The sequence below is a fragment of the Butyrivibrio sp. NATIVEDY162 genome, assembly GCF_045999815.1.
GTDB lineage: Bacteria > Bacillota > Clostridia > Lachnospirales > Lachnospiraceae > Butyrivibrio.
The window spans coordinates 864,424-884,821 of the sequence record NZ_CP172573.1; the positions used below are offsets into that span (position 1 = coordinate 864,424).

19 protein-coding genes are annotated in these 20,398 nt (G+C 31.9%); all 19 read right to left on the bottom strand.

What is annotated here, in order from left to right:
• Positions 1-45: 45 nt before the first annotated feature.
• The 19 genes from ACHCNF_RS03515 to ACHCNF_RS03605 all read right to left on the bottom strand — a co-directional run bounded on the left by ACHCNF_RS03515 (position 46) and on the right by ACHCNF_RS03605 (position 20,336).
• Positions 46-741, bottom strand: a complete 696-nt coding sequence (locus tag ACHCNF_RS03515) for a CpsD/CapB family tyrosine-protein kinase (protein ID WP_408071417.1) — start codon at positions 739-741, stop codon at positions 46-48.
• Entirely contained in the window at positions 738-1,553 is an 816-nt protein-coding gene (locus ACHCNF_RS03520) for a YveK family protein (RefSeq protein ID WP_408071418.1), read from the bottom strand. The genes ACHCNF_RS03515 and ACHCNF_RS03520 overlap by 4 nt, the downstream gene beginning before the upstream one ends.
• A gap of 29 nt (positions 1,554-1,582) precedes the next feature.
• The gene (locus ACHCNF_RS03525; RefSeq protein WP_408071419.1) at positions 1,583-2,635 is read right to left on the bottom strand and encodes an LCP family protein; all 1,053 of its coding nucleotides are present in this window, start codon (positions 2,633-2,635) and stop codon (positions 1,583-1,585) included.
• The gene (locus ACHCNF_RS03530) at positions 2,625-3,353 is read right to left on the bottom strand and encodes a CpsB/CapC family capsule biosynthesis tyrosine phosphatase (RefSeq protein ID WP_408071420.1); all 729 of its coding nucleotides are present in this window, start codon (positions 3,351-3,353) and stop codon (positions 2,625-2,627) included. The genes ACHCNF_RS03525 and ACHCNF_RS03530 overlap by 11 nt, the downstream gene beginning before the upstream one ends.
• A 287-nt stretch (positions 3,354-3,640) precedes the next feature.
• Entirely contained in the window at positions 3,641-4,795 is a 1,155-nt protein-coding gene (locus ACHCNF_RS03535) for a Coenzyme F420 hydrogenase/dehydrogenase, beta subunit C-terminal domain (RefSeq protein WP_408071421.1), read from the bottom strand.
• A 155-nt stretch (positions 4,796-4,950) separates the two neighbouring features.
• A complete protein-coding gene (locus ACHCNF_RS03540) occupies positions 4,951-6,519 on the bottom strand; it encodes a lipopolysaccharide biosynthesis protein (RefSeq protein ID WP_408071422.1) in 1,569 nt (522 codons plus the stop codon).
• Positions 6,520-6,635: 116 nt separating this feature from the next.
• Entirely contained in the window at positions 6,636-7,700 is a 1,065-nt protein-coding gene (locus ACHCNF_RS03545; RefSeq protein WP_408071423.1) for a polysaccharide pyruvyl transferase family protein, read from the bottom strand.
• A gap of 21 nt (positions 7,701-7,721) precedes the next feature.
• Positions 7,722-8,657 carry a glycosyltransferase family 2 protein gene (locus ACHCNF_RS03550; protein ID WP_408071424.1) on the bottom strand — a complete coding sequence of 312 codons (936 nt, stop codon included), beginning with the start codon at positions 8,655-8,657 and terminating at the stop codon, positions 7,722-7,724.
• 2 nt (positions 8,658-8,659) lie between these two features.
• Positions 8,660-9,724: an O-antigen ligase family protein gene (locus ACHCNF_RS03555; RefSeq protein WP_408071425.1), complete on the bottom strand. Its 1,065-nt coding sequence runs from the start codon at positions 9,722-9,724 to the stop codon at positions 8,660-8,662.
• Between the two features lie 148 nt (positions 9,725-9,872).
• Complete coding sequence (locus ACHCNF_RS03560; protein WP_408071426.1) at positions 9,873-10,841, bottom strand: glycosyltransferase family 2 protein; 969 nt, start codon at positions 10,839-10,841, stop codon at positions 9,873-9,875.
• Between the two features lie 292 nt (positions 10,842-11,133).
• The gene (locus ACHCNF_RS03565) at positions 11,134-12,324 is read right to left on the bottom strand and encodes a glycosyltransferase (RefSeq protein WP_408071427.1); all 1,191 of its coding nucleotides are present in this window, start codon (positions 12,322-12,324) and stop codon (positions 11,134-11,136) included.
• A gap of 62 nt (positions 12,325-12,386) precedes the next feature.
• Complete coding sequence (locus ACHCNF_RS03570) at positions 12,387-13,490, bottom strand: polysaccharide pyruvyl transferase family protein (protein ID WP_408071428.1); 1,104 nt, start codon at positions 13,488-13,490, stop codon at positions 12,387-12,389.
• The gene (locus tag ACHCNF_RS03575; RefSeq protein ID WP_408071429.1) at positions 13,487-14,374 is read right to left on the bottom strand and encodes a glycosyltransferase family 2 protein; all 888 of its coding nucleotides are present in this window, start codon (positions 14,372-14,374) and stop codon (positions 13,487-13,489) included. The genes ACHCNF_RS03570 and ACHCNF_RS03575 overlap by 4 nt, the downstream gene beginning before the upstream one ends.
• Before the next feature lie 7 nt (positions 14,375-14,381).
• Positions 14,382-14,966 carry a serine O-acetyltransferase gene (locus ACHCNF_RS03580; protein ID WP_408071430.1) on the bottom strand — a complete coding sequence of 195 codons (585 nt, stop codon included), beginning with the start codon at positions 14,964-14,966 and terminating at the stop codon, positions 14,382-14,384.
• Positions 14,963-16,069 carry a glycosyltransferase family 1 protein gene (locus ACHCNF_RS03585; protein WP_408071431.1) on the bottom strand — a complete coding sequence of 369 codons (1,107 nt, stop codon included), beginning with the start codon at positions 16,067-16,069 and terminating at the stop codon, positions 14,963-14,965. Before ACHCNF_RS03585 ends, ACHCNF_RS03580 begins: the two co-directional genes overlap by 4 nt.
• A 325-nt stretch (positions 16,070-16,394) precedes the next feature.
• Complete coding sequence (locus tag ACHCNF_RS03590) at positions 16,395-17,309, bottom strand: acyltransferase family protein (RefSeq protein ID WP_408071432.1); 915 nt, start codon at positions 17,307-17,309, stop codon at positions 16,395-16,397.
• 281 nt (positions 17,310-17,590) lie between these two features.
• Positions 17,591-17,797, bottom strand: coding sequence for a hypothetical protein (locus ACHCNF_RS03595; RefSeq protein ID WP_408071433.1), 207 nt, complete (start codon positions 17,795-17,797; stop codon positions 17,591-17,593).
• 447 nt (positions 17,798-18,244) lie between these two features.
• Positions 18,245-19,534 (bottom strand): hypothetical protein, encoded by a 1,290-nt coding sequence (locus ACHCNF_RS03600; RefSeq protein WP_408071434.1) that lies wholly within the window; start codon positions 19,532-19,534, stop codon positions 18,245-18,247.
• Complete coding sequence (locus ACHCNF_RS03605) at positions 19,491-20,336, bottom strand: hypothetical protein (protein ID WP_408071435.1); 846 nt, start codon at positions 20,334-20,336, stop codon at positions 19,491-19,493. Before ACHCNF_RS03605 ends, ACHCNF_RS03600 begins: the two co-directional genes overlap by 44 nt.
• Positions 20,337-20,398: the final 62 nt, after the last annotated feature.

Consider the following 20,398-nt stretch of genomic DNA (forward strand, 5'->3'; position numbering starts at 1 on the left):
TGACCATAAGTAACTCCAAAAAACATAATATCCATCGATGTACAATTAGATGTTGCTGGTATAATATCCGGCACGTTTTTTGTAGTAATACTTTCCTTTGCTATTACCTACTCTATTAAGCACTATTCCAAGGAGTGGACAACCTGCTCTCTCGAGCTGCATAGCTGAATGTCTTACCATTGATTTGGATGTAGCACCGCTTCTGACTACGAGAATAGCACCATCACACAAAGAGCCTATTCTCTCACCATCCGATACGAGATCAAGGGGTGAAGAATCAATCAATGTATATCTGAAGTTATCTCCTGCATAGTTTAATAAATCCTCGAATCGCTGGCTTTCTAAAAGCCTGGAGGGATTAACAACATTATCAACATTAGGAAGAACAAAGCCGTTATCTATTGATGTAGGGTAAAAAGCATCTCTAAATTCACAGTCTCCTGAAAGTACAGAGCTGGTGCCCTGTATCTTTCCTCCGTTTTCAAGCTCCATGCCATACTTAACGGCCATAGTTGATTTTCGCATATCTGCATCAATGAGAGCAGTCCTGGTTCCTGTCTGAGCCAGCTGTCTCATAAGCTGCACTGCAATAAAGCTCTTTCCTTCATTAGGGGTTGACGATATTATCATTATCTTCTTTACATCTTTTCCGAGGAAACCAATATTGGTACGAAGAGAGTTAAGTGACTCTTCCAATGCATAGGGCAATACCGTACTATTATTCAATATAAGCTTATTCATGAGCACTTAGCCTCCTTATTTCTTTTGCCTTTTTTAATACTCTTAATCTTATTTCCTGAAGATTCTTTTCCTTCTGCCAGATTACCTATATCTCCTTCAGGAATAACCGCAAGTGGCAAAATACCAAACATTCTTTCGATGTCATCTGCAGAATTAACAGTATCCTGAAGAACAAAGATAACTGTGAAAATAGCAAGCACAACTGCTGTAGCTGCAAGCGCACCTATCATAATATTCTTAGAGAAACTCGGTGAGCTCTTATACAAAGGTACAATCGCAGGTTCGATTATATGAGGTTTTGGCGTATCCATAAGCTTGGGAATCTGTATCTCAGCCTGCTTTGCAATATCATTTGCAATCTGCTCTGCCTCATCAGGATCAGTACTCGTCACACTTATAGTCATAATTCTTGTGTTCTTGATGACTGAAATACTTACCATTCCACGTAACTGCTCATATGAATAGTCAAGATCAAGATCCTTAATTACCTGATTGAAAATAGGTCTTATGGAAATAACCTGCTCATAATCAGCTGATAATCCTGTTCCCAAATTAAGATCAGTAAGGTTTACCATGGTATCCGTTGAAGCAGAAACCACATATATTTTGGATGTAGCTTTATATAAGGGCTCCACAAGAAAATAAGTGTAAGAGCCTGCTATCACAGATCCAAGTATAAATGCAGCGATGATTATAATCAGCTTACTTCTGAAATAATTAAGAAGTTCAAACAGATCAATCTGTAATTCATCCTGACTATTCTCAATTTGCAATCCTATCAATTGTTTTTGTTCCAAGTGTTTCTTTTCCATTTTTAACTCCTCTAAAACAACTACTGTAACTACTCCTCCACAGGCGTAAGCCGGTACAGCTTATCCATCACCTGATAAAAAGAATTATCATCTATATAAAACTCCTGATGGTCTAACCCATCCTCAAGTAATTTCCCTGATTTATACTCGCCTTCAAACATAAATGTTCCCAGATTCTCTCCTCTGTTAACTCTGTTAAGAACTCTTGAAAAATCATTGCCGGTCATGTTCGTCTGAGCAACTGATTTCATATTTTGATATATTTCATTTGGGAACTTCGAATTTTCCTTAGTCCTCTCCATTAGCCTATTTAGGAATGCCTTAATATAAGCTTCCTGCCTTGCCATTCTGCCTTCGTTAGATCCATCTCCAACCTCCATCCTGGCGTGAATATAGTTATAAGCCTGCTCATCATTAAGAGTTATCTCTTCTCCATCAATGAGAGTCGGATCCACCTGGCTAAAATCGCCTTCTACAGTGACTGTTACTCCACCTATTGCACTATTTAGCTGTTCTATGGAATCCATATTAAGCTCATAATATCCATCTATTGGAACGCCGCCCAAAAGCTCAGAAACAGCATTCACAGTATTCTCACTGGACATCCGAGGATTCCCACCATACCAGTGAGCAGTACATATCTGCATATCGGACCTGGCATTAACGCTTCCATCTGCATTCATCATGGGTACATTCATAACCGTATTACGGTCTATCTCAAGGACAGCATAGTTATTATCTGATCTGTTAAGGACTACGAGAAGAAGTACGTCCGCCATATTCCCCCGATAATCTGCAGAATCTTTATCCTTATAAGTTCCGGATACATCCGTGCCAATAATTAAATAATTTCTTACAGCTGCGTCATATGTACAAACTCTGCCATTTATAAGTAGTTCGCCATCTGATAAAACTATATCTTCATATTCCTCTTCGTCTTCATCTTCTTCACTATCCTCTTTATTAGCTACGTTATGCATTTCAAAATATTTTTCAAAGGAACTTATTCCTACAAAAAACAAACCAAGAAAAATAGCTATGGCAAATAGAATAATTATTATCTTTACATTTCTAAGGTTCATCATTCCTCCATAGCTTATCTGAACGTATATCGATATCCTTAAGTAATTCCTCGCCAAATTTCTTCCTAAGGACCTCGCGTCCCAATGACATATTCACAGGTCTATCTGTTACATTATGGGCATCTGTCCCCAAAATTATCGAGTGCCCTTCCATAATAAATTTGAATGCAAATCGTCGCAATCTCCAAGACAGGAAGCACTCCGCATTCATCTGTGGAATAACCGGAAGCTGCAAAATCTCATTCCATATAGAAATGTCTTTTTGATATTTCCTGAATCTTTCAATATGTGCAAGCATCACTGTCAGTTGCTGCTTCTCAATAATATCCTTAACATCTCTATATACATCCTTTGTCCATTGTCTAAAGGGCATCTCCAGAAGAATAATATTTGTTTTTTCCAGACACAGATCAGCAAGATGCCTCGAATTGGCAATTCCAGAAAAAAAATATATTTCTGCTCCCTGCTTGAATTCAAGATCAGATAAACCAAAAGTCTCAAAATCTTTTATCAAGGCACTTATGACACTATCAAGTGCTTCTTGTCTTCTTTTGAGGAACTGTGATGGGTTATCCTGGTTTGCATAAAAATGCGGAGTAAATGCAATCCTATTGACCCCTTGAGCCACCCCTGCACAAATCATCTCTTTTGTCATATACATATTTTTGCTGCCATCATCTATAGCAGGCAATATGTGTGAATGAAAATCAACAACCATAAATTCCTCAAATAATTTATTAACGCTCCACGTGAAGAAGAGCCTAAAAATACTCGATAAATTATTCAATCACACATGAATACTTCATCGAGTTATAGTATATATAAATTTTTTATAAACTACAAATAAAAATAAAATAAAGTTTATATAAGCTTTTTTGTGCAAAATGATAAAAACCCACGAGTAATATGACTAGCGCTTAACTATACTCTTTATTGAGTAGTTATTACATAGTGTCTAGAAAATCTAACACACATTGAAAATATATCTACTATCCAAGAATTGTACTATATACTATTCCGTAAAAATATACGTAAAAATCTATTTTTTATTCTAACCCTAATATTATTTTCTAAATTCATACATTCTATAAGCTTAGTTATTGATTTGCCATGTTTTAAATAGTACATAAATATAGCTCTTGTCTCCGGAACATGAACGCTCATCCTAGAATCAGCAGTCCGAGGCAGAATTGAGTCAATATCCACTTCACGCATTTCAACTGAATTAGATATCCATTTTAAAATTTTCTCACCTTTGCTACTATGAACTATAACTAGGGAAGTTCCTTTATCATCATCAAAGTCTGGCATTACTTTTTCAATCCCCCATGCATCTCCTATCGTCAAATCTGAAGTTCTCTCTAATCCCTTGAACCTACAGTTATAACACGAAGGACGTAAACTAAAATTACTTAAAAACATATTCATATATAAGTTTGATGTAAAAACAGAAGTCACAATCTGTCCTGATGAAAGCCTTATCGTATTAGAATAATTATGCCAACCATCTCTCTTATCTCTAAATGTAACTTTCTGAATATCTGAGCTAAACTCATTTTTCACTGAATTCAAATATATCCTCCAAACTTTTGGTGAAGGGACTCCATGACACAAGATATCTACCGTCAGCAAATTAGAGTAATCATGACACAAAAAAGATTTAAGGGCAGCTATCTGACATCCTGTTCCAGAAAATAATACCAGTCTATCATCGTCCAATCTAGATTTAATTTGTTGAAACACTCCACACGTACTGCTTTGTACATATTTGCTTCCCAATAGATCATTGATTCTGTCTAACCTATCAATACAAATATGATGTACATTCCACTCACTATCAAATGCTGCACCTACAACTATTCCACGCTGTATTATCACATACTTTGCAATTAAATAAAAAATCCCACCCGATGAACTTTCATTTCTTGTGGCATCGTAACTTCGCGCAACAAATCCACTAATATAATTATCTTTTTTTTCAGTTGAATTAATTATCGGGCATCTATTCGTGCATAAATTACAGTTAATACACTTACTTTTATCTACTTTCGGATAACAAAAACCCTCAGCATCATTTTGCATGCTAATACATCTTATAGGGCATGAATCTACACAAACTCCGCAACCACAACAATCTGATTTTTTTCTAACATCAATCAATATCTCTATACCTTCCTATTATGTCTAGTTTGAAAATACAAAATTATCAAATTTTGATAATTTTGTATTACTCAAAACAAGAGCAAAATGTAATGAATTGGTATTACATCACGTAATAAATAACTCCATTGCACTACTTGATCTGTTGATAGTACTTAAGCACTACATCTTTCCCTAATAAAACGAAATTTTAATAATTTGCCTTTTGTTATCTTATTTACCAATGAGATACTATCATTGAATTCCTGCGTGCGACCATACAAAAATAAAAAAATCACGTTTGGCACTATAGAACTTATCGCTCCTCGAATAAATAAAGACATCCACAAATTTGATATATCAAAAATATTACACATAAAAAATGTAACCATTCCTGCAATCATTGTCCCCAACATATACCGAAGCAAATTACAGATATAGCTTTTTAAATAATCTTTTGCAAATACTGTTGTAAATAGATTCTTTAAAATCCATGGCATACCTACACAAACAGTCGCCAAAACAGTAGATAGTAATATTCCATAAATCCCCCAAAAGTTCACCAAGAAAATATTAAGACTAAGATTTGTAATTGCAACGACCAATGGTCTATATCTATCCTCATGCCAAATCCCAGATGCATCTTTGTATAGATTTAATACTTTATTTATTTCTTGGATAAAAAAATAAACGCAAAAGCATACTACTGCTCCCAGACCAAGCATCAAATCTTTGCCCACCCATAACTCCATAAAGGGTTGAAATAAGTTTAGAAAGCAGCAAAAGCATACACCACATATCCAAGAAATAAGTAATGTTAGTTTCTTTAAATCATTAAAATTCTTCTCCGCAGAATCAATTATGATGCTATTTCCTATTCCAGCTGTACAAGATGTAAAAATGACAGCAATAAATCCCATCACAGAACTAACAATGTAGAAATAATTCTGATAAAGTGCTAAAACAGTCAATCCAAGAAATCCTGAAATAACAATCGTATCTGCAGAATCAACAACCACAAAGCCTATCTTTGAAGTAAACAAATCTTTAATTCTCTGATTAATTTGTTGAACTTCTTTCTTATCTAGTAATCCTTGTGCCATATATCCTGGATACATCTTATCAACAATTATGGCCGTAACTATATTATTTATTATTTGTGTGCCGAGAATAGCCAATACATAATAATAGTAATTTTTTGTAAATATTATTATTATTATTTGAACTGCATATTGTATTGTATTTGTTACAAGCATTATCTTGCTTGTTACATCCATTCTTTGATGTGCCTGAAGAAGACTATTCTTATAAGCAAATAACCAATATGAAAAAACTGTAGCTGCCAAATTTATCAAATATAATAAATAAATATTTATTCCAGTAGGAATATCACCTTTAATCAATATCGGAATAAATGGAAGTAAAACTAGCCCTAATATACCAATTACTATACCAATCGCTCTATAATAAAGTTTATATAATTTCATAAGCGCACAAATTCTAATTGTGTCATCCTCTGCTATTGGCTTATACATACTAAACACCATCGCTGATCCGACGCCCAGTTCTGCTAAATTCAGTACTTGTAATACTGAAGAAAATAATCCATTTAATCCTAAATACTGAACTCCCATGAAATAAATCATTATCGTTCTCATAACAAATGGAATGAATATTTGATAAACCTTCAACATCATCCCAACTATTATATTTCTTGTTGCATTCTTGGTTCTCTCAATTTTCAATGTCTTAATTTCCTTAAATTTTTTCAATCTATAAATTATTCACAATAGCAAATAATTTTTGTAGCACTTCCCTAATATGCCTATCGACATTAAAATAATTGCTCGATAAAAAACTATTATTTTCCACTAATGGCCTTTTCAAAAAATTCATTAAATCGCTTACGTTCATCAGCAAGTTTACTATCTATGTCATGATAGTCTATATCAAATGGCTTAGACATATCATGCTCAAATCTATTATCTATCTGTAACTTTTCAAATAATGTATTCATTCTAGAATTCATATGCTCACCGGTTCTGCTATATACCCAAAATGGTTTTTTATAATGAATAGAAAACACACAAGCATGAAACGAATCAGTTAAAATCATTTCAGCATTATGAATCAAATATAGAAATTCTGAAGGTCCTACAATAAATGCATTAGGATTATTCTTATCAAGTAAACTAATTACCTCATATCCATAATGAATACATAATCTTTCGGTATCATGAATGCATTCAGCTGCTTCTTCTCCCAAAAAATACTTTAATATATATTTCCTATTTGCAATATTATGGGGTTTCTTTTCAATTTTTTGCCACTCCATAACAGGTACAATGAGTGTAGGATCCAAAAATACAGGCACTTTTTTCTTAGTAATCCGCTCTATCAGCTTAGCCCCTGCATATTCTCTCACATTCAAATAATCTATTTTTTTTAGATACTCTGCTATTTTTGTTTCTACATTTGAATTAAAACCAGTAACGCCAAAGCTTGGGGCGATACAGATAATTTTCTTCACTTCCAAACCATTCCCATAAATGAAATCAGTTGGTTCAATAACTTCAGCATTCCAAATTTGATCACTGCCTATCAATATATAGTCGTAATTATCCTGCTCATCAGACTTAACATATCTAAATGGTATATTACTATTTGAAAATTTTCTGAATTTCTTTGCTCGAAGCCATACCATACTTTTTATATTTTTACCTTTTGAAATAAAAAAAATTATGTTATAAACTAAAGCCTTAACTAAATCATATCTATCTTTTTTTCCAGATTCATACAAGACTAAGGTTTCTGGAGAGAGACCATTTTCTTTAGCTATATATGTAACCGCATAATTTTGTAACCTGTTTCCTAAATTCCACAGATCCCATATTGTAATAATCCCAGCAGTCTTCCTCATTTTCATATTCCTCAAATATCTAACTAATCAATTTAAACACATCAGTACTATCTTTATTTTTTCAGTAAAAGAAAAATAACTCTTTCCATTATAATTATGCAATTCATTTAAAAAAAGTTTTTTTTGCTCCATACTAAGATTACGTGACCTATATGCAGTCCAACAATAATCAAAATATGTCCTCAAATAACTTCTCTCAACATCAATATGAAACTGCTTACAATCTTTTTTTTCATATTCACATATTTTCTTTGCTATCCAAATCTTATTTCGTTTCTTCTCAAGTGTCATATTCATTACAGCACTTGTTTCTCTCACTCTGTAATAATAGAATTTAGACTTGCACCAACATATATTAGATATACTATTTAAATACTGTAAAACAAAATATACATCTTCCCAGATTACAACGCCTTCTAGAAATTGGAGATTATTATTATGAATAATTTTCTTACTGAATATCTTGTTCCAAAGATATCCTCCTATCTCATTATTTCTAATAATATTGTCAAAAATATAGTCAGTACTTACACAAACTGTATTTAATATACTATTATTATTTGATAGCTCAGAAGAACCTTTATTTGAATATCCTATCAACCCCATCTGTTCATCTGATTCTATCATCAACCGAACCAGCACTTCTAAATAATATTTGCTTAACACATCATCAGAATCTAAAAAAACTATATACTCCCCTTTTGCTAAATCAAGCCCCCTATTTCTAGCTATACTGACACCTTTGTTATCTGTATGAATAACACGAGCATATTCGTTTTTTCTGCAGAAAGAATCACATATATCTCCAGATCTATCAGTAGATCCATCATCCACTATTATCAATTCAAAATTACTATATGTCTGCTGTTCAATTGAATTAAGGCAATCCAACAAATACTTTTCAACATTATAGACTGGCATAATAACAGAAACTTTTTTATCAAATATCTCAGCTTCTAGCATATTCAAAGTCCTCTTTGTAAATCAGTGTCACTAATAATTCTTTCATGAGAACTCCTAAAGAATTGACTAATAACCAATATCAGAATCCATGTCGTTTGAGAATCCAAACGTACTTCAAATACTAATTCTATCAATAATGCACCTAAACATGCACTTTTTACAATTTTGTAGTTTGAGTCCAACTCATTATCTATACTATTAGCAATATAAATAAAGATAACAATTATTATCAACAAAAGAATTATCCCGCCTTGAAACAAGGATTGTAATATTTGATTATGGGCATTAACAAATGCAATACTTCCAAGAAGACTTTGAATATTAGATTCAGGAATTATTCCCCACCCAAAAAATGGCTTTTGTGCTATAAAAAATAAAGCATTTTGCCATGCCAATGTTCTTCCTGAAAATGTCAAGTCTTTATTAAAAAATAACTCAACAATCGGTTGCAAAAATACAGTAAATCCAAAAATAACCAAAACATTTATAATGAATGATATATATAACAAAATCTTTGTCTCAAACCTTATGTCATTATTACTAAATCCAAATTTATAAATAGCTAAATTCACGATAACTATTACTACCAAACTTGTACTAGATTTAATTATCACCATAGAAAGAACAGAAATCAAAGCATAAAAAAAGCAAATTATCTTAGCTTTATCTTTTTTTAAATTAGTACAATGTAAATAAGTCAAATAACCAAATAAAATAAACCAAATAGCGTGATTATTCTTATGTCCAAAAATCCAATAATTAGAAATACTATAACTCCATTCATTCCAATTAGTGGTTAATTGATATAATCCGTCTGGAAAAAAAATGATTGATGCAGCATCCACCATACAAAAAAAGCCTACTACATAATATAGTATTTCAATTGCCTTTTGCTGATTGCTCTGTATCTGCATATCTATTACTGCTAAAAGAGCTAAAATTTTAATACTAGATGTAATCAAATGAATATCCTTGTTACCTGCCAAAAAAGAATTGGCTACCAAATATATATAATATACCCATACAAGCAGAACCATACGTGATGGAATATATCTGTTTTTAAACAAGAACACCCCCATTACTATAACCATTATGTTCTCAATAACGGTTGAATCAGACAAATAGGGTGGAACTAGCAAACAAGTCAATATAACCGCATATATACAGCCATTTACAGAAATATATCTTTGCACCTAAACTCCTTTCAACAAACTATCACATAATACCTACATTAACTAATAGTTTATAAATAAACATTGAATACTTGATTAATAGTACTCCAATCACCTGTTTATATGAAAAATAATTAATTATGTCTAAAAGCTTGATCTTTTTGATATCAAATACCAATGATTTATATTCAGAACCATACATATCAATAGAATTCATCTTTCTCATATGTCTAATTAAAAAATATTTACAAATTATTAATTGAAATCTAGCCTCCTTCTCATATTGTGGAATATCTCTGCTGACTATTTTATATATACTTTCTGCAAAATAATCATTATCAAACCATCTATCAGAAAATTCATGATGAGTTGCAGAACCCTTTCTTTGAAGGTAACAATACATTTTTTCATCACTTACAGCAACTGTTACAACATTCAACAATGCCTGGAATATAAAGAATTTATCTTCATTCATTTTTCTATGTGGAGCAAATTCTATATTCTCTACTATTGTTTTTTTGAATAGTTTTGTGCATGCACTTAAATCAATTGACTTTCCAATTAAAAAATTTCTTAAAGCATTCTCTTGATTTAACTCATAGAATTCATTACTGCGAACAACTCCTTGAATTTCATTATAATCATAGACCAACTGTTTACCGCATTGAACAATATCAGCATCACTTTTCATCGCAATCCAGTTAAGTGTTTCAAGAGCCTTATCCAAGATTTGATCATCAGCATCTATAAATGTTATATACTTTCCTAAACAATTTTTAATACCATAATTGCGAGCTATTGAAACACCCGAATTAGGAATTTCGTAATAGTTAATTCTAGAATCTTTTTTTTCGAAATCTTTACATATTGCTCCAGAATTATCCGTAGATCCATCATTAATTATAATCAATTCCCAATTTTCAAAAGATTGCCTAATAACTGATTTTATAGACTCTGCAATATAATTTTCAGCATTATATACTGGCATTATTACACTTATCTGTGGTTCCATTTTTAATTCCTCAAAACAAATATACTATTCCCAATTATTTAATATTTCCAAATGTAATACTAACAAATAATCCAACCGATATAAGCAAAAATCAAGTAATCATAACTATATACCATGCACTATACTATCAATAAAAATGTTTATACTATCACTTCAAAAAGTAATCAATATATAGCAAGCAATACTAAGTGATTTTGATATATAGGAAGACACCACATTACTAAAAGCTTAAGCAAACACAGATTAACTTCAAAAATATAATTAATCATGTCATACTTTTGATTTTTATAAATTAAGCTTTTATGTATTTTCCATCACCTTCTAATATTTCCATGTATTTCATTATCTCATTCTCATTACTAAAAGATTTCATTTTCAAACTATTAGATAGTTTGTCACGAAGTTGTACATTGCCGATTACATTTATAATGTTATCTGCAATGTCTTCTGGTGAACTTTGACATATAATACCAGTATCATTATTAGATATTTGATCATATACAGTTTGATAGTCTGTTGATATTATTGGTTTGCAAAGTATCTTTGCTTCATCTAAAACTACAGATTTTCCTTCAAATCTAGAAGGTTGAACAAATACTGTACACCACTTTATATACGGATATGGATTATTTCTAGTTCCTAGAAACCTTACATACTCTTCTATCCCAAATTTCTCAACAATTGAATCCAATTGTGATTTTAATTCTCCATCACCAATAATGTACCATCTAAAATCATCTACCCCTTTATCCTTCATTATCTTTATAGCTTCTAACGCCATATCAAATCCCTTTTGATAACTAAGTCTACCGATAGACAATATTACATTGTTTATTCCTTTATATTCATTCGGTACAAATTCATCTGCTTTTTCATATATACTTTTAGACGATGTAATATTTTCTATAACCCTTATTTTTTTTGCAAACTGAGGAAACTCTTCTTTCAAAACTTCAGAACATTTATCTGAAATAGTAATAATACCATCCATCTCATCAAAATATTTTGTATCTTGAATTTTAGGATGTTTTGCCATTCTATAATCATTATGAATCCAAACATATTTCCTCAATGCATTTACTTTCTCTGTCGTATAATACATTACTTCTCCAGAAACATAAGAAAGTGCAACATCATATTGCTTCCCCAGTTCCGGTACTATCTTAGAATAAAAGTACTTCCAGCGATAATACCGCATTATTCTATCATTCTTGGTCAGAATTCTGCATATTATATTTGCAAAAAGTTTTACTACTGAAACGCTTCCAGATTTATTTAATGGGCTGTATAGTTTTCTTAAATTATCAGGTGTATCAATAATATTAATCCATGAAGGTACTTGTTCTAAAAATATTCCTTTTTGCTTAAAAAGCAGTAAGTCAACTTCATATTTGTTAATAGGCAACTCTTTTAGAAAATTCACTAAACTTCGCTCTGCCCCACCATTATAAAGTGTAGTCATAACAATCAATACTTTTTTCAAACTGCTCTTTCCTTCCTATAATTCCAAGCTCAAATTTCATTATTTATGAGCTTTCAAACAATTTAATGTTCTATCATTTCTTTCAATATAAAAAGCGAATTTCGCCTTTCTTCAGATAAAATTTTTTTTGCATTTATATAATTAACCTCATTTTCCAACTTAGAAAAATCATCATAATCTGTCACTATCCTGTCTTCTAATTTCAACATTTTTAGCAAGCTAATTATTCTTGTTCCTGTATTCGTTGGCAATATATCAACAAATTTCCTCTCAAAAATAAGAGAAAAAACTGTTGCATGAAAAGAATCTGTTATTACATAATCAGCATTTTTAATTAATGAAAGAAATCTCTCAGGAGAAGGCATATAGCAAAGTTTTCCACTCTTAAAATAATATAAGAAAGAATTACTAATTCGTATAAGTCTTTTCCCTATATAATTGGCAAAATCTTTCGCATATTTCTCTAAAAGTTTGTTATCATGTAATTGATATATTAATACATAACCATGATATTTCTGATTATCATCAGCAATTTCATTCCATTCTTTTTTAGTCAACAATAATGTTGGGTCTAAAACATGATGAGAACAAATACCCAACTCAGCTAATAATTCCTTAGCCGATGATTCTCGAACCGATATATTATCAAACTTTATCAAAAGTTTTGGTAATTCTTTCCTTAATGACTCAGAAATACTATCTTTTCCAAAACTAGATGCATAAGAAATACATTTTTCCCCATCTCTTGCAAAATCTAAAAAATAACAAGGATCATATTCTGAACAGCCTATTTGCCCCCATACTTGATCACTACCAACACAATACAAATCATAATTTGTATTATTCTGAATTTCTTCAGATGTAAAATAAACTCTTCTTGTTTCCTTCAAAAGTCTTTTTGTGTACTTTCGAAAGGTTCTAAATGTACTTGTATAAACTGGTGTTTGCAAAATAATATAAACTATTCTTCTTAAAAGATTGCTATTCCATGCTTTATTTCTAAATAACATAGTTTTACTTATATTTATGTCAAACTCATCTTTCCGAATATAGTTAATTATCTCTGACTCATGTCCAGTTTTTTCTATGGCTTTCTGTGTGGCATAAGCCTGCAATACAGATCCATAATTCGCAACCGCATGTCGTGTTAGCACTCCTACTTTCATAGCTCCACCTTAAGTCTTTGCAATTTCGTATAATACAGCAATGCTGGAATAAACACAGATAAAAAGAATAATTTGTTATTACTCTGATATAGTAAATCAGCTGTAGTCAATTTTGCTAATTTACCAAATGCAATATATTGCATCATTGCCTTTGCTTTATTTTTCAGATTACATTTTTTTGAATAAAAGACTTTAGCCCTATACATCATGCCAATTGGATTATTAACTTTTAACTTATCTATTTTATTAGTTAATCCATCTATTAAATAATCACCAACATATATAGCGATATTTAAATGTACTGTCTTATATTTCTCAGCTAGTTGAATCCACACATAATCTTCAAACAAAAATTTTTCCCCTTCAACTTCCAAAAAAGGAAATTCTTTCAAACACTTTGTCAAATAAACCTCTGCCTTATCCCCACATATATTCTCATTCAGTCTACATGATATATAATCACTTATATATGGACTACTTTCATACATTTTTCCATTGATATCTCCATTAGGAAAACATCTAAGAAAACTAAATCCACATATGCTGCTATCGTGCATATACTCAGAATAGTAATGTAAAATTACATCTACAGCATTTTCTTTTAAATAATCATCACTATCTACAATAAATGTTAAAGGAGATTCTATTTTCCCAATTCCATAATTCAACGCTCTATGCTTTCCACCATTTTGAGTTTTAAAGTATCTTATTGAGATTTTATTCTCATAAATAAAACCATCTACAATTTCATTTGTATTATCTGTGCTACCATCGTCTACAATAAGCCACTCAAAATTTATATTGCTTTGGTTTACGAGTGATTTATATAATCTGCTTAGTATGTATCCTCTGTTAAATGTAGGCGTTAAAATTGTTAAATTCATTTTTTCCTCACAATAATTTTTCTTCAGCTAATTTTCTACATAGATTTCTATGAGAATTATTATTGCTAATCTTTCTGGCAGGAACCCCTCCTACGGTAATTCCTTCTTCCAAAATGGATTTGACAACCAAAGCATTAGCTCCAATAGCAACATCATTTGCAATAGTTATACCCCCAATAATACGCGCTCCACTCCCAATAAACACATTATCTCCAATCTGTGGAGCTTTGGATGAACCATTTGTTGCTCCTATAGTTACACATTCCTGAATTCTGCAGTTTTTGCCTACAGACGCATTACCATTCACAACTATCGTTCCAATATGAGCTATAGAAAGTCCTGGTCCAAAAGTATTTATTGGAATAGACAAGCCTAATTTCATCCGCTTTTTGTAATATTTATATTGCAGCCACGCCCCGTAAATCCTCCCAATAGGAGTTCTGTGACAATTCTTATAATACTCAGCTTTTCTCATTAACCGTTGAAGACGCCATATCTCATCTCCAACAAATTTAGGATTCTTATAATCTTTATCTAATGCAATACGATCACATTCTAAATAGTACTTATAGTCTTTTCGTGAATTTATCATTTCAATCTCTCTAGTCTATTATTAATATCCTTATATAAATCTGTGAGGTTCATAATTGTTGAACCTATATCATATTTTGTTTCATCTACAAAAGTTTTACTTCGATCGTCGAAAGAAGGTAAGTATTCCAATATTCGCCTTGCCCATTTCTCAGCCGAAACTCTTAATTCTATAAAGTGTACATTCTCACTAAACTTTACTTCTTCAGGTACTTTATTGGAGAAGAAACAAGGTAATTTAGCATATTGTGCCTCAACACCCACTACTGGAACACCTTCAAAAAAGGATGGCATAACAAAGGCATCCATTGCTTGATACAGTTCATTTACATCCTCACGCTTTCCAAGAAATCGAACTTTTTCTGACAAACCAAGTTTACTAACTAGGTTTTTTATCTCATCCTCTTTTTCACCAACACCAATTATAAGAAGGATAGACTTTTCATGTTTTTTCACAATTTCCTTAAATATTTCGACCAAGAACTTATGATTTTTCTGGTATGAAATACGACCTATATGACCGATAACCAGTTCATCTTTTAGTCCTAATTCTTCTCTCTTTTGCTTTCTTACCTGCATATTGAACAAAAATCTTTCAGGCTCTATAGCATTTGGTATAACTTCAAATTTCTTATTTCCAAACAAAAACTCCCCTGCTTCTTGTCCACACGCCAAGTAATCAGTAGCAACCGAAGTAATACGCGATCTATAATACATCTTTAACCAATACTTCAGATCTCTATCTATTGAAGTATTATGACTATGAGCAATTCTTATAGGCACTCCTGCCTTCTTACCAGCTTTAAGTGGTAGATAACTCATTGCATCTATATGTGAATGCATAATTTTATATTCAGGATGCTCCCCAAAAAAATTCTCCATATATTTAAAATATGCTGGTAAATTTTGAGGATATAACCGTGGAGCATAATATACTTTTCCTCCTAATGATAGAATTTCGTCATCATAGTCATCCTTATCAGGTCTATGCGTAAGAAAATCAAATTGTATTTCCGATCTATCAATATGTCTGTAGTAATTCATAAGCATCGTTTCCAATCCTGCTCTATGCATATTATTCACACATTGAAGTACACGAATCATATTATTCTCCACCAAAAGTCTAATTATTCATACAAATCCATTCTGTATGCACAATATTCAAAATATTAAATCGAATATTACATTTTCACACAAATAAAAAGTTTATATTAATTTAATAAATTAAACAAGTGTCACTTCAATAGAATAATCATTTAATTTCAATTATATTTTTTGTTATATTTCCACAAAGCGGTTTTTCATTTTTCTTATAATCAATATTTCGAGTCCCTAATAGACATCTGATTCACGTTGCTATTCATAAATGTTCTCTCTGTAAACATGAAAAAAAGGCCTTTTTCAGACATGCCTAGGTCTCTCAGTGTCATCAACAGTGACACTTCTTTATAAATAATTGAAATATTTGATGCATAACAAATGCACACATAAAACTACAAACCACACTAATCAAGGTATTGAAAGGTACCACCGACGAAGTTTTAATGCACCTAATTATAAATGCTTCATTCAAATACATGAAATATGATTGTTTTCCTATTATCTTGAAAAATTTTACTATGAAGTTCTTGTCATTAGTTATCAAAGAAGTCAACAAGCAATATAAAAAAACAGCGAAAGCGAGCGTAAAAAATAGCTTAATAAATTTTTCATGAGGTATAGGAAGAAGTATAAGTGTTATAGCCAAAGAAAACATAGCAATCCCCACTTTTACATATTTAGCTCTGTGTCCATCTGTCAATCTATATTTCGCAAGTAGCATTCCTAATGGAAAAGAAAAACCATAGTTCCATACGATAGTTCCCCGATGCCAAATGATATATTTATAGCCAAATAATGTTATGACACCAAAAGCAAATATTCCAAAAAGAATAGCTAGTGAAGGACGTTTATTTAATTTGAATATTATCCAGGCAATCAAATAACAAACAAAAATATATGAAATGTACCACATCGTCGGATCTGCATTACGATTAAAGTCCAACCCCAGAATACTTATGATCACTGTAGTAAAAGATAAATTCCCCCATAAATAATACCTAATAATTAGAAATATGACAGTACTAAATAAATATGGAAGGTAAACTGATTGTATTCTTTTCCTCCAATAATTATCTGATCCTTTTTCTAAAGAACAGTAAATTCCATAACCGCTAACAATAAGAAATAAATGTACTCCAACGGCTCCACCACTTGGAAATGTACCTGTATGCGACATAATCACGAAGATAATCGCAACCGCTTTTAAAATTGTTGATTGTAACTTACTTAATTCCAGCGTCATCTAAGTTCTCCTTTATTCTCCGTATAAATGAATCATCCCCAAACTGATACCCAACCTACTTAACCCACCAGATTACACATATCAGCTGATACTCGTCACACTTGATGTGCCATTTTGGTAGCCCATCAGATAATTAACCGCATAAAAATGCCAGAAGTGCATTTTTACGGTACTCACCACCCTTGATTTATGGCACGCATTTTCTTGAACAATTCACCTTTTAGCTGATTACTTTGGCCTGTTACTCCCAAAAAACCATGCATCCTACCGCTCAATAAATCTCAGACAGCCCTGATACTAAACATTATTAACCCCAACAACATTAGGTTTAACATCATCCAGCACCAGCCTATCTTCTGCCTTGTTTCCTTGGACGAAATTGTTTTTAATGGATATGTCAGCTTAACGAACTTGCTGGCATTATGAAAGTCCATATCGGACGTATATGCATTGGCATTATTACCACCACATCTCCCTTCATGTTCCATACCGAAATATTGCACTTGATGCCCCTTAGATATCAGCACATCCCCGAGCTTGAATATAAGTCTCAGATCCACCATTAGGATATTGAAACTAATTAACCAATAAAACCTTCATTCAATCCTCAAAAGCCACTTCCCGAAAATTCAAAGTGGTTGTACTCCCCTGACACAGTTTATAAAAATTTTATATTTTACGCGATTAGAAATTTTACATGAGAATAAAAAAGATAACAATACACAGTTACAAAAAAGATTAATTAAATTTTGTTGAAATTTCTGTGGCATTTTCACAAAAACTGTTTATCGTGTATAGTTAAATGATAATCAGCATAAAAAATCGACTAATTCTGACAATTTCAGAATTAGTCGAATAATTATCTTTTGTAAGTCTTCTATTATAATTTCTTTATCAGAGCATTTCACCCAATAAAAAATACATGAAGCTTTTCATTATTCCATCTCAAGCTTACACTTTATTTCATTTGTAAGTAGCTCAGGTCTTCCCTCAAAGAATTTAACGTTAAACATTCTATTTTTCACAGGTACTTCCTTGCCATACTCATACATTTCTATATTGTATCCAATAGGAATCCCATTTTGATATTCCATAAGTAAATCTATTTTATCTGAATAGGATTCTGTTATAATTTTTGTCTTTGTCTCATCTATTTCATGATTGGAATAAAATTCCCTAACTTCCTCAGTGGTAGGCAAAAGATCAATATTTATCAGGCTTCTATCATTTACAAGCTTTAACCTATCTACCTCACGCTTCATTATCCCAGTATCTTCTAATTTCAAAATCGTTGGCCTATTCAAGATATGATATGCATCAAAAAACATAGAATTACCATTATCAAAAATAGGTGCCAAGGCGATAAATTCTAGTGTTTCGCTATCCCTGAGTATACCGAAGTTATTCCAGTGCCTGTCAGAATTAGATATAGCAAAATCAGTTAAGATCATATAATCTAGGAATTGGCAGACATATTCTCTGTCCAAGCCGAACTCTGTACAAGTAGAAACAAAACGGTCAAATTCAGCCTTGCCATTATAGTCATGACCATTGCGGATTCCGCCGGTAACTTCGTACGCTGAGATAAATTCACGCTTCTTGTCTGTAAAATACCTGCATCTACATAGCTTATTTTGCTCAGAATCGTCACTTATGATTTCGTATTTTGTAAATTCCTTAAATCCCTGTCTCTCATGAACCATAGATGCAAAGGCCTCATTAACATTGAGGAGCCCACCAGAATATTTGGGATCGCTATACTTTTCCAAATACCAGGTGCCATTCCTTTTAATTGAATGTTTTTCCAGATGTCCTCCAAGTGCAGCATCTTTGCTGTTTGAATAATGGATTCTACCCTCACCATCATGAAAATCAATTTTATCCTCTCCGCTATCAAATAGATTAACTTCTTCCCAGGTAAGATCCAGTTCGGCAGGTGATATCCAATAAGTATCAGTAAGACTAAGTCCCAGATTTTTCATAAGTAATTCCTGTGGACTCTCACAGTCATACTCTTTAAGGAGTACTAACAAGCGATCCCTTCCTTCAGGAATTGCTCTATCCTTCCACCAGGAATATATATGTTTCTTTTCAGTTGATCCCAGGTATGGCATCCTTGCCGGATTTATTATTTCATAATTCTCTATCTCACCATCAAGAGAAAGCTGCATTACAGCAACATCATGATTTTTTTGTTTTAGTACGAACAGTCTGTTTTCGCTCATGATAATTTGCCACCTCTTCTTTAAATCTCAGATTATCAATGAATTCCTCCACATAAAAACCCATTCTTGATATTTCAAGTGCGCTTTTCTGCTCGTTTACAAAATAGGGTTCATATTCTATCGTATATTTTTCCCTTTTATTGTAAAAGCTTATCAAATATGACAAGTCTGTCTTTTTATATGAGAATTTAATACCTGTTTTTGTTTGTGCCTCTGAGCATTCATGATCTGAATTACTGTTTTTAGTTTGTTTCTCCTTGAGCATCTCGTCTGCAAACTCATCTACAACGCAGGAAGCTGAAGTTATATATTCTGATATCCTGTCATGATATTTTTCATTGATGTATACCATAGGAATCTCATATGACTTCTTTTTTCCATATAAGATTATGATGTATTTTCCTGTTGAATCATCTCTCTTAATGTGAAAAAAAAGCTTATGTCTTGCACTTATTCCGATAGCATCGTCTAATATCCATTTATCGTTTGAGGTGTTTACGCTTTGCTCCGGTACGTTTTTCAATAACTTAAGGTCATCTTCAACAGCCTTAAGCTCTGCTTCCAGTGAAGCTTTTTTATTAAATGCATACTCACATAAAGAGAGTTTTTCTTTGGACAAATACACTGAGGTCATCTTATAATACTTGTCCTTAAACTGAAGATAATAAGTCTCCCTCCCTCTGATATTTTTTTTAGTTATATATCCCTGAATATTATATTTTTGAATATCTTCTTCAAGGATTTGTTTTTTTGTCAGTAGTTCTAATTTTGCATTCATAAGTGTATTTTTAAGATCACTCATATTTCAACCTCATTATTATTAGTTGTACCTTTATTGTAGGTTGTTTTTGTATATACGTCAAT

Bases quoted from the DNA above. Each gene is read 5' to 3' on its own strand.
- ACHCNF_RS03570 (WP_408071428.1), bottom strand. From the start codon at position 13,490: ATGAAAGTAGGAGTGCTAACACGACATGCGGTTGCGAATTATGGATCT.
- ACHCNF_RS03605 (WP_408071435.1), bottom strand. From the start codon at position 20,336: ATGAGTGATCTTAAAAATACACTTATGAATGCAAAATTAGAACTACTG.
- ACHCNF_RS03595 (WP_408071433.1), bottom strand. From the start codon at position 17,797: ATGGAACATGAAGGGAGATGTGGTGGTAATAATGCCAATGCATATACG.
- ACHCNF_RS03545 (WP_408071423.1), bottom strand. From the start codon at position 7,700: ATGAAAATGAGGAAGACTGCTGGGATTATTACAATATGGGATCTGTGG.
- ACHCNF_RS03600 (WP_408071434.1), bottom strand. From the start codon at position 19,534: ATGAGCGAAAACAGACTGTTCGTACTAAAACAAAAAAATCATGATGTT.
- ACHCNF_RS03525 (WP_408071419.1), bottom strand. From the start codon at position 2,635: ATGAACCTTAGAAATGTAAAGATAATAATTATTCTATTTGCCATAGCT.
- ACHCNF_RS03590 (WP_408071432.1), bottom strand. From the start codon at position 17,309: ATGACGCTGGAATTAAGTAAGTTACAATCAACAATTTTAAAAGCGGTT.
- ACHCNF_RS03560 (WP_408071426.1), bottom strand. From the start codon at position 10,841: ATGGAACCACAGATAAGTGTAATAATGCCAGTATATAATGCTGAAAAT.
- ACHCNF_RS03585 (WP_408071431.1), bottom strand. From the start codon at position 16,069: ATGATTCGTGTACTTCAATGTGTGAATAATATGCATAGAGCAGGATTG.
- ACHCNF_RS03580 (WP_408071430.1), bottom strand. From the start codon at position 14,966: ATGATAAATTCACGAAAAGACTATAAGTACTATTTAGAATGTGATCGT.
- ACHCNF_RS03520 (WP_408071418.1), bottom strand. From the start codon at position 1,553: ATGGAAAAGAAACACTTGGAACAAAAACAATTGATAGGATTGCAAATT.
- ACHCNF_RS03550 (WP_408071424.1), bottom strand. From the start codon at position 8,657: ATGCTAGAAGCTGAGATATTTGATAAAAAAGTTTCTGTTATTATGCCA.
- ACHCNF_RS03515 (WP_408071417.1), bottom strand. From the start codon at position 741: ATGAATAAGCTTATATTGAATAATAGTACGGTATTGCCCTATGCATTG.
- ACHCNF_RS03575 (WP_408071429.1), bottom strand. From the start codon at position 14,374: ATGAATTTAACAATTTTAACGCCTACATTTAACAGAGGATACATACTA.
- ACHCNF_RS03530 (WP_408071420.1), bottom strand. From the start codon at position 3,353: ATGGTTGTTGATTTTCATTCACACATATTGCCTGCTATAGATGATGGC.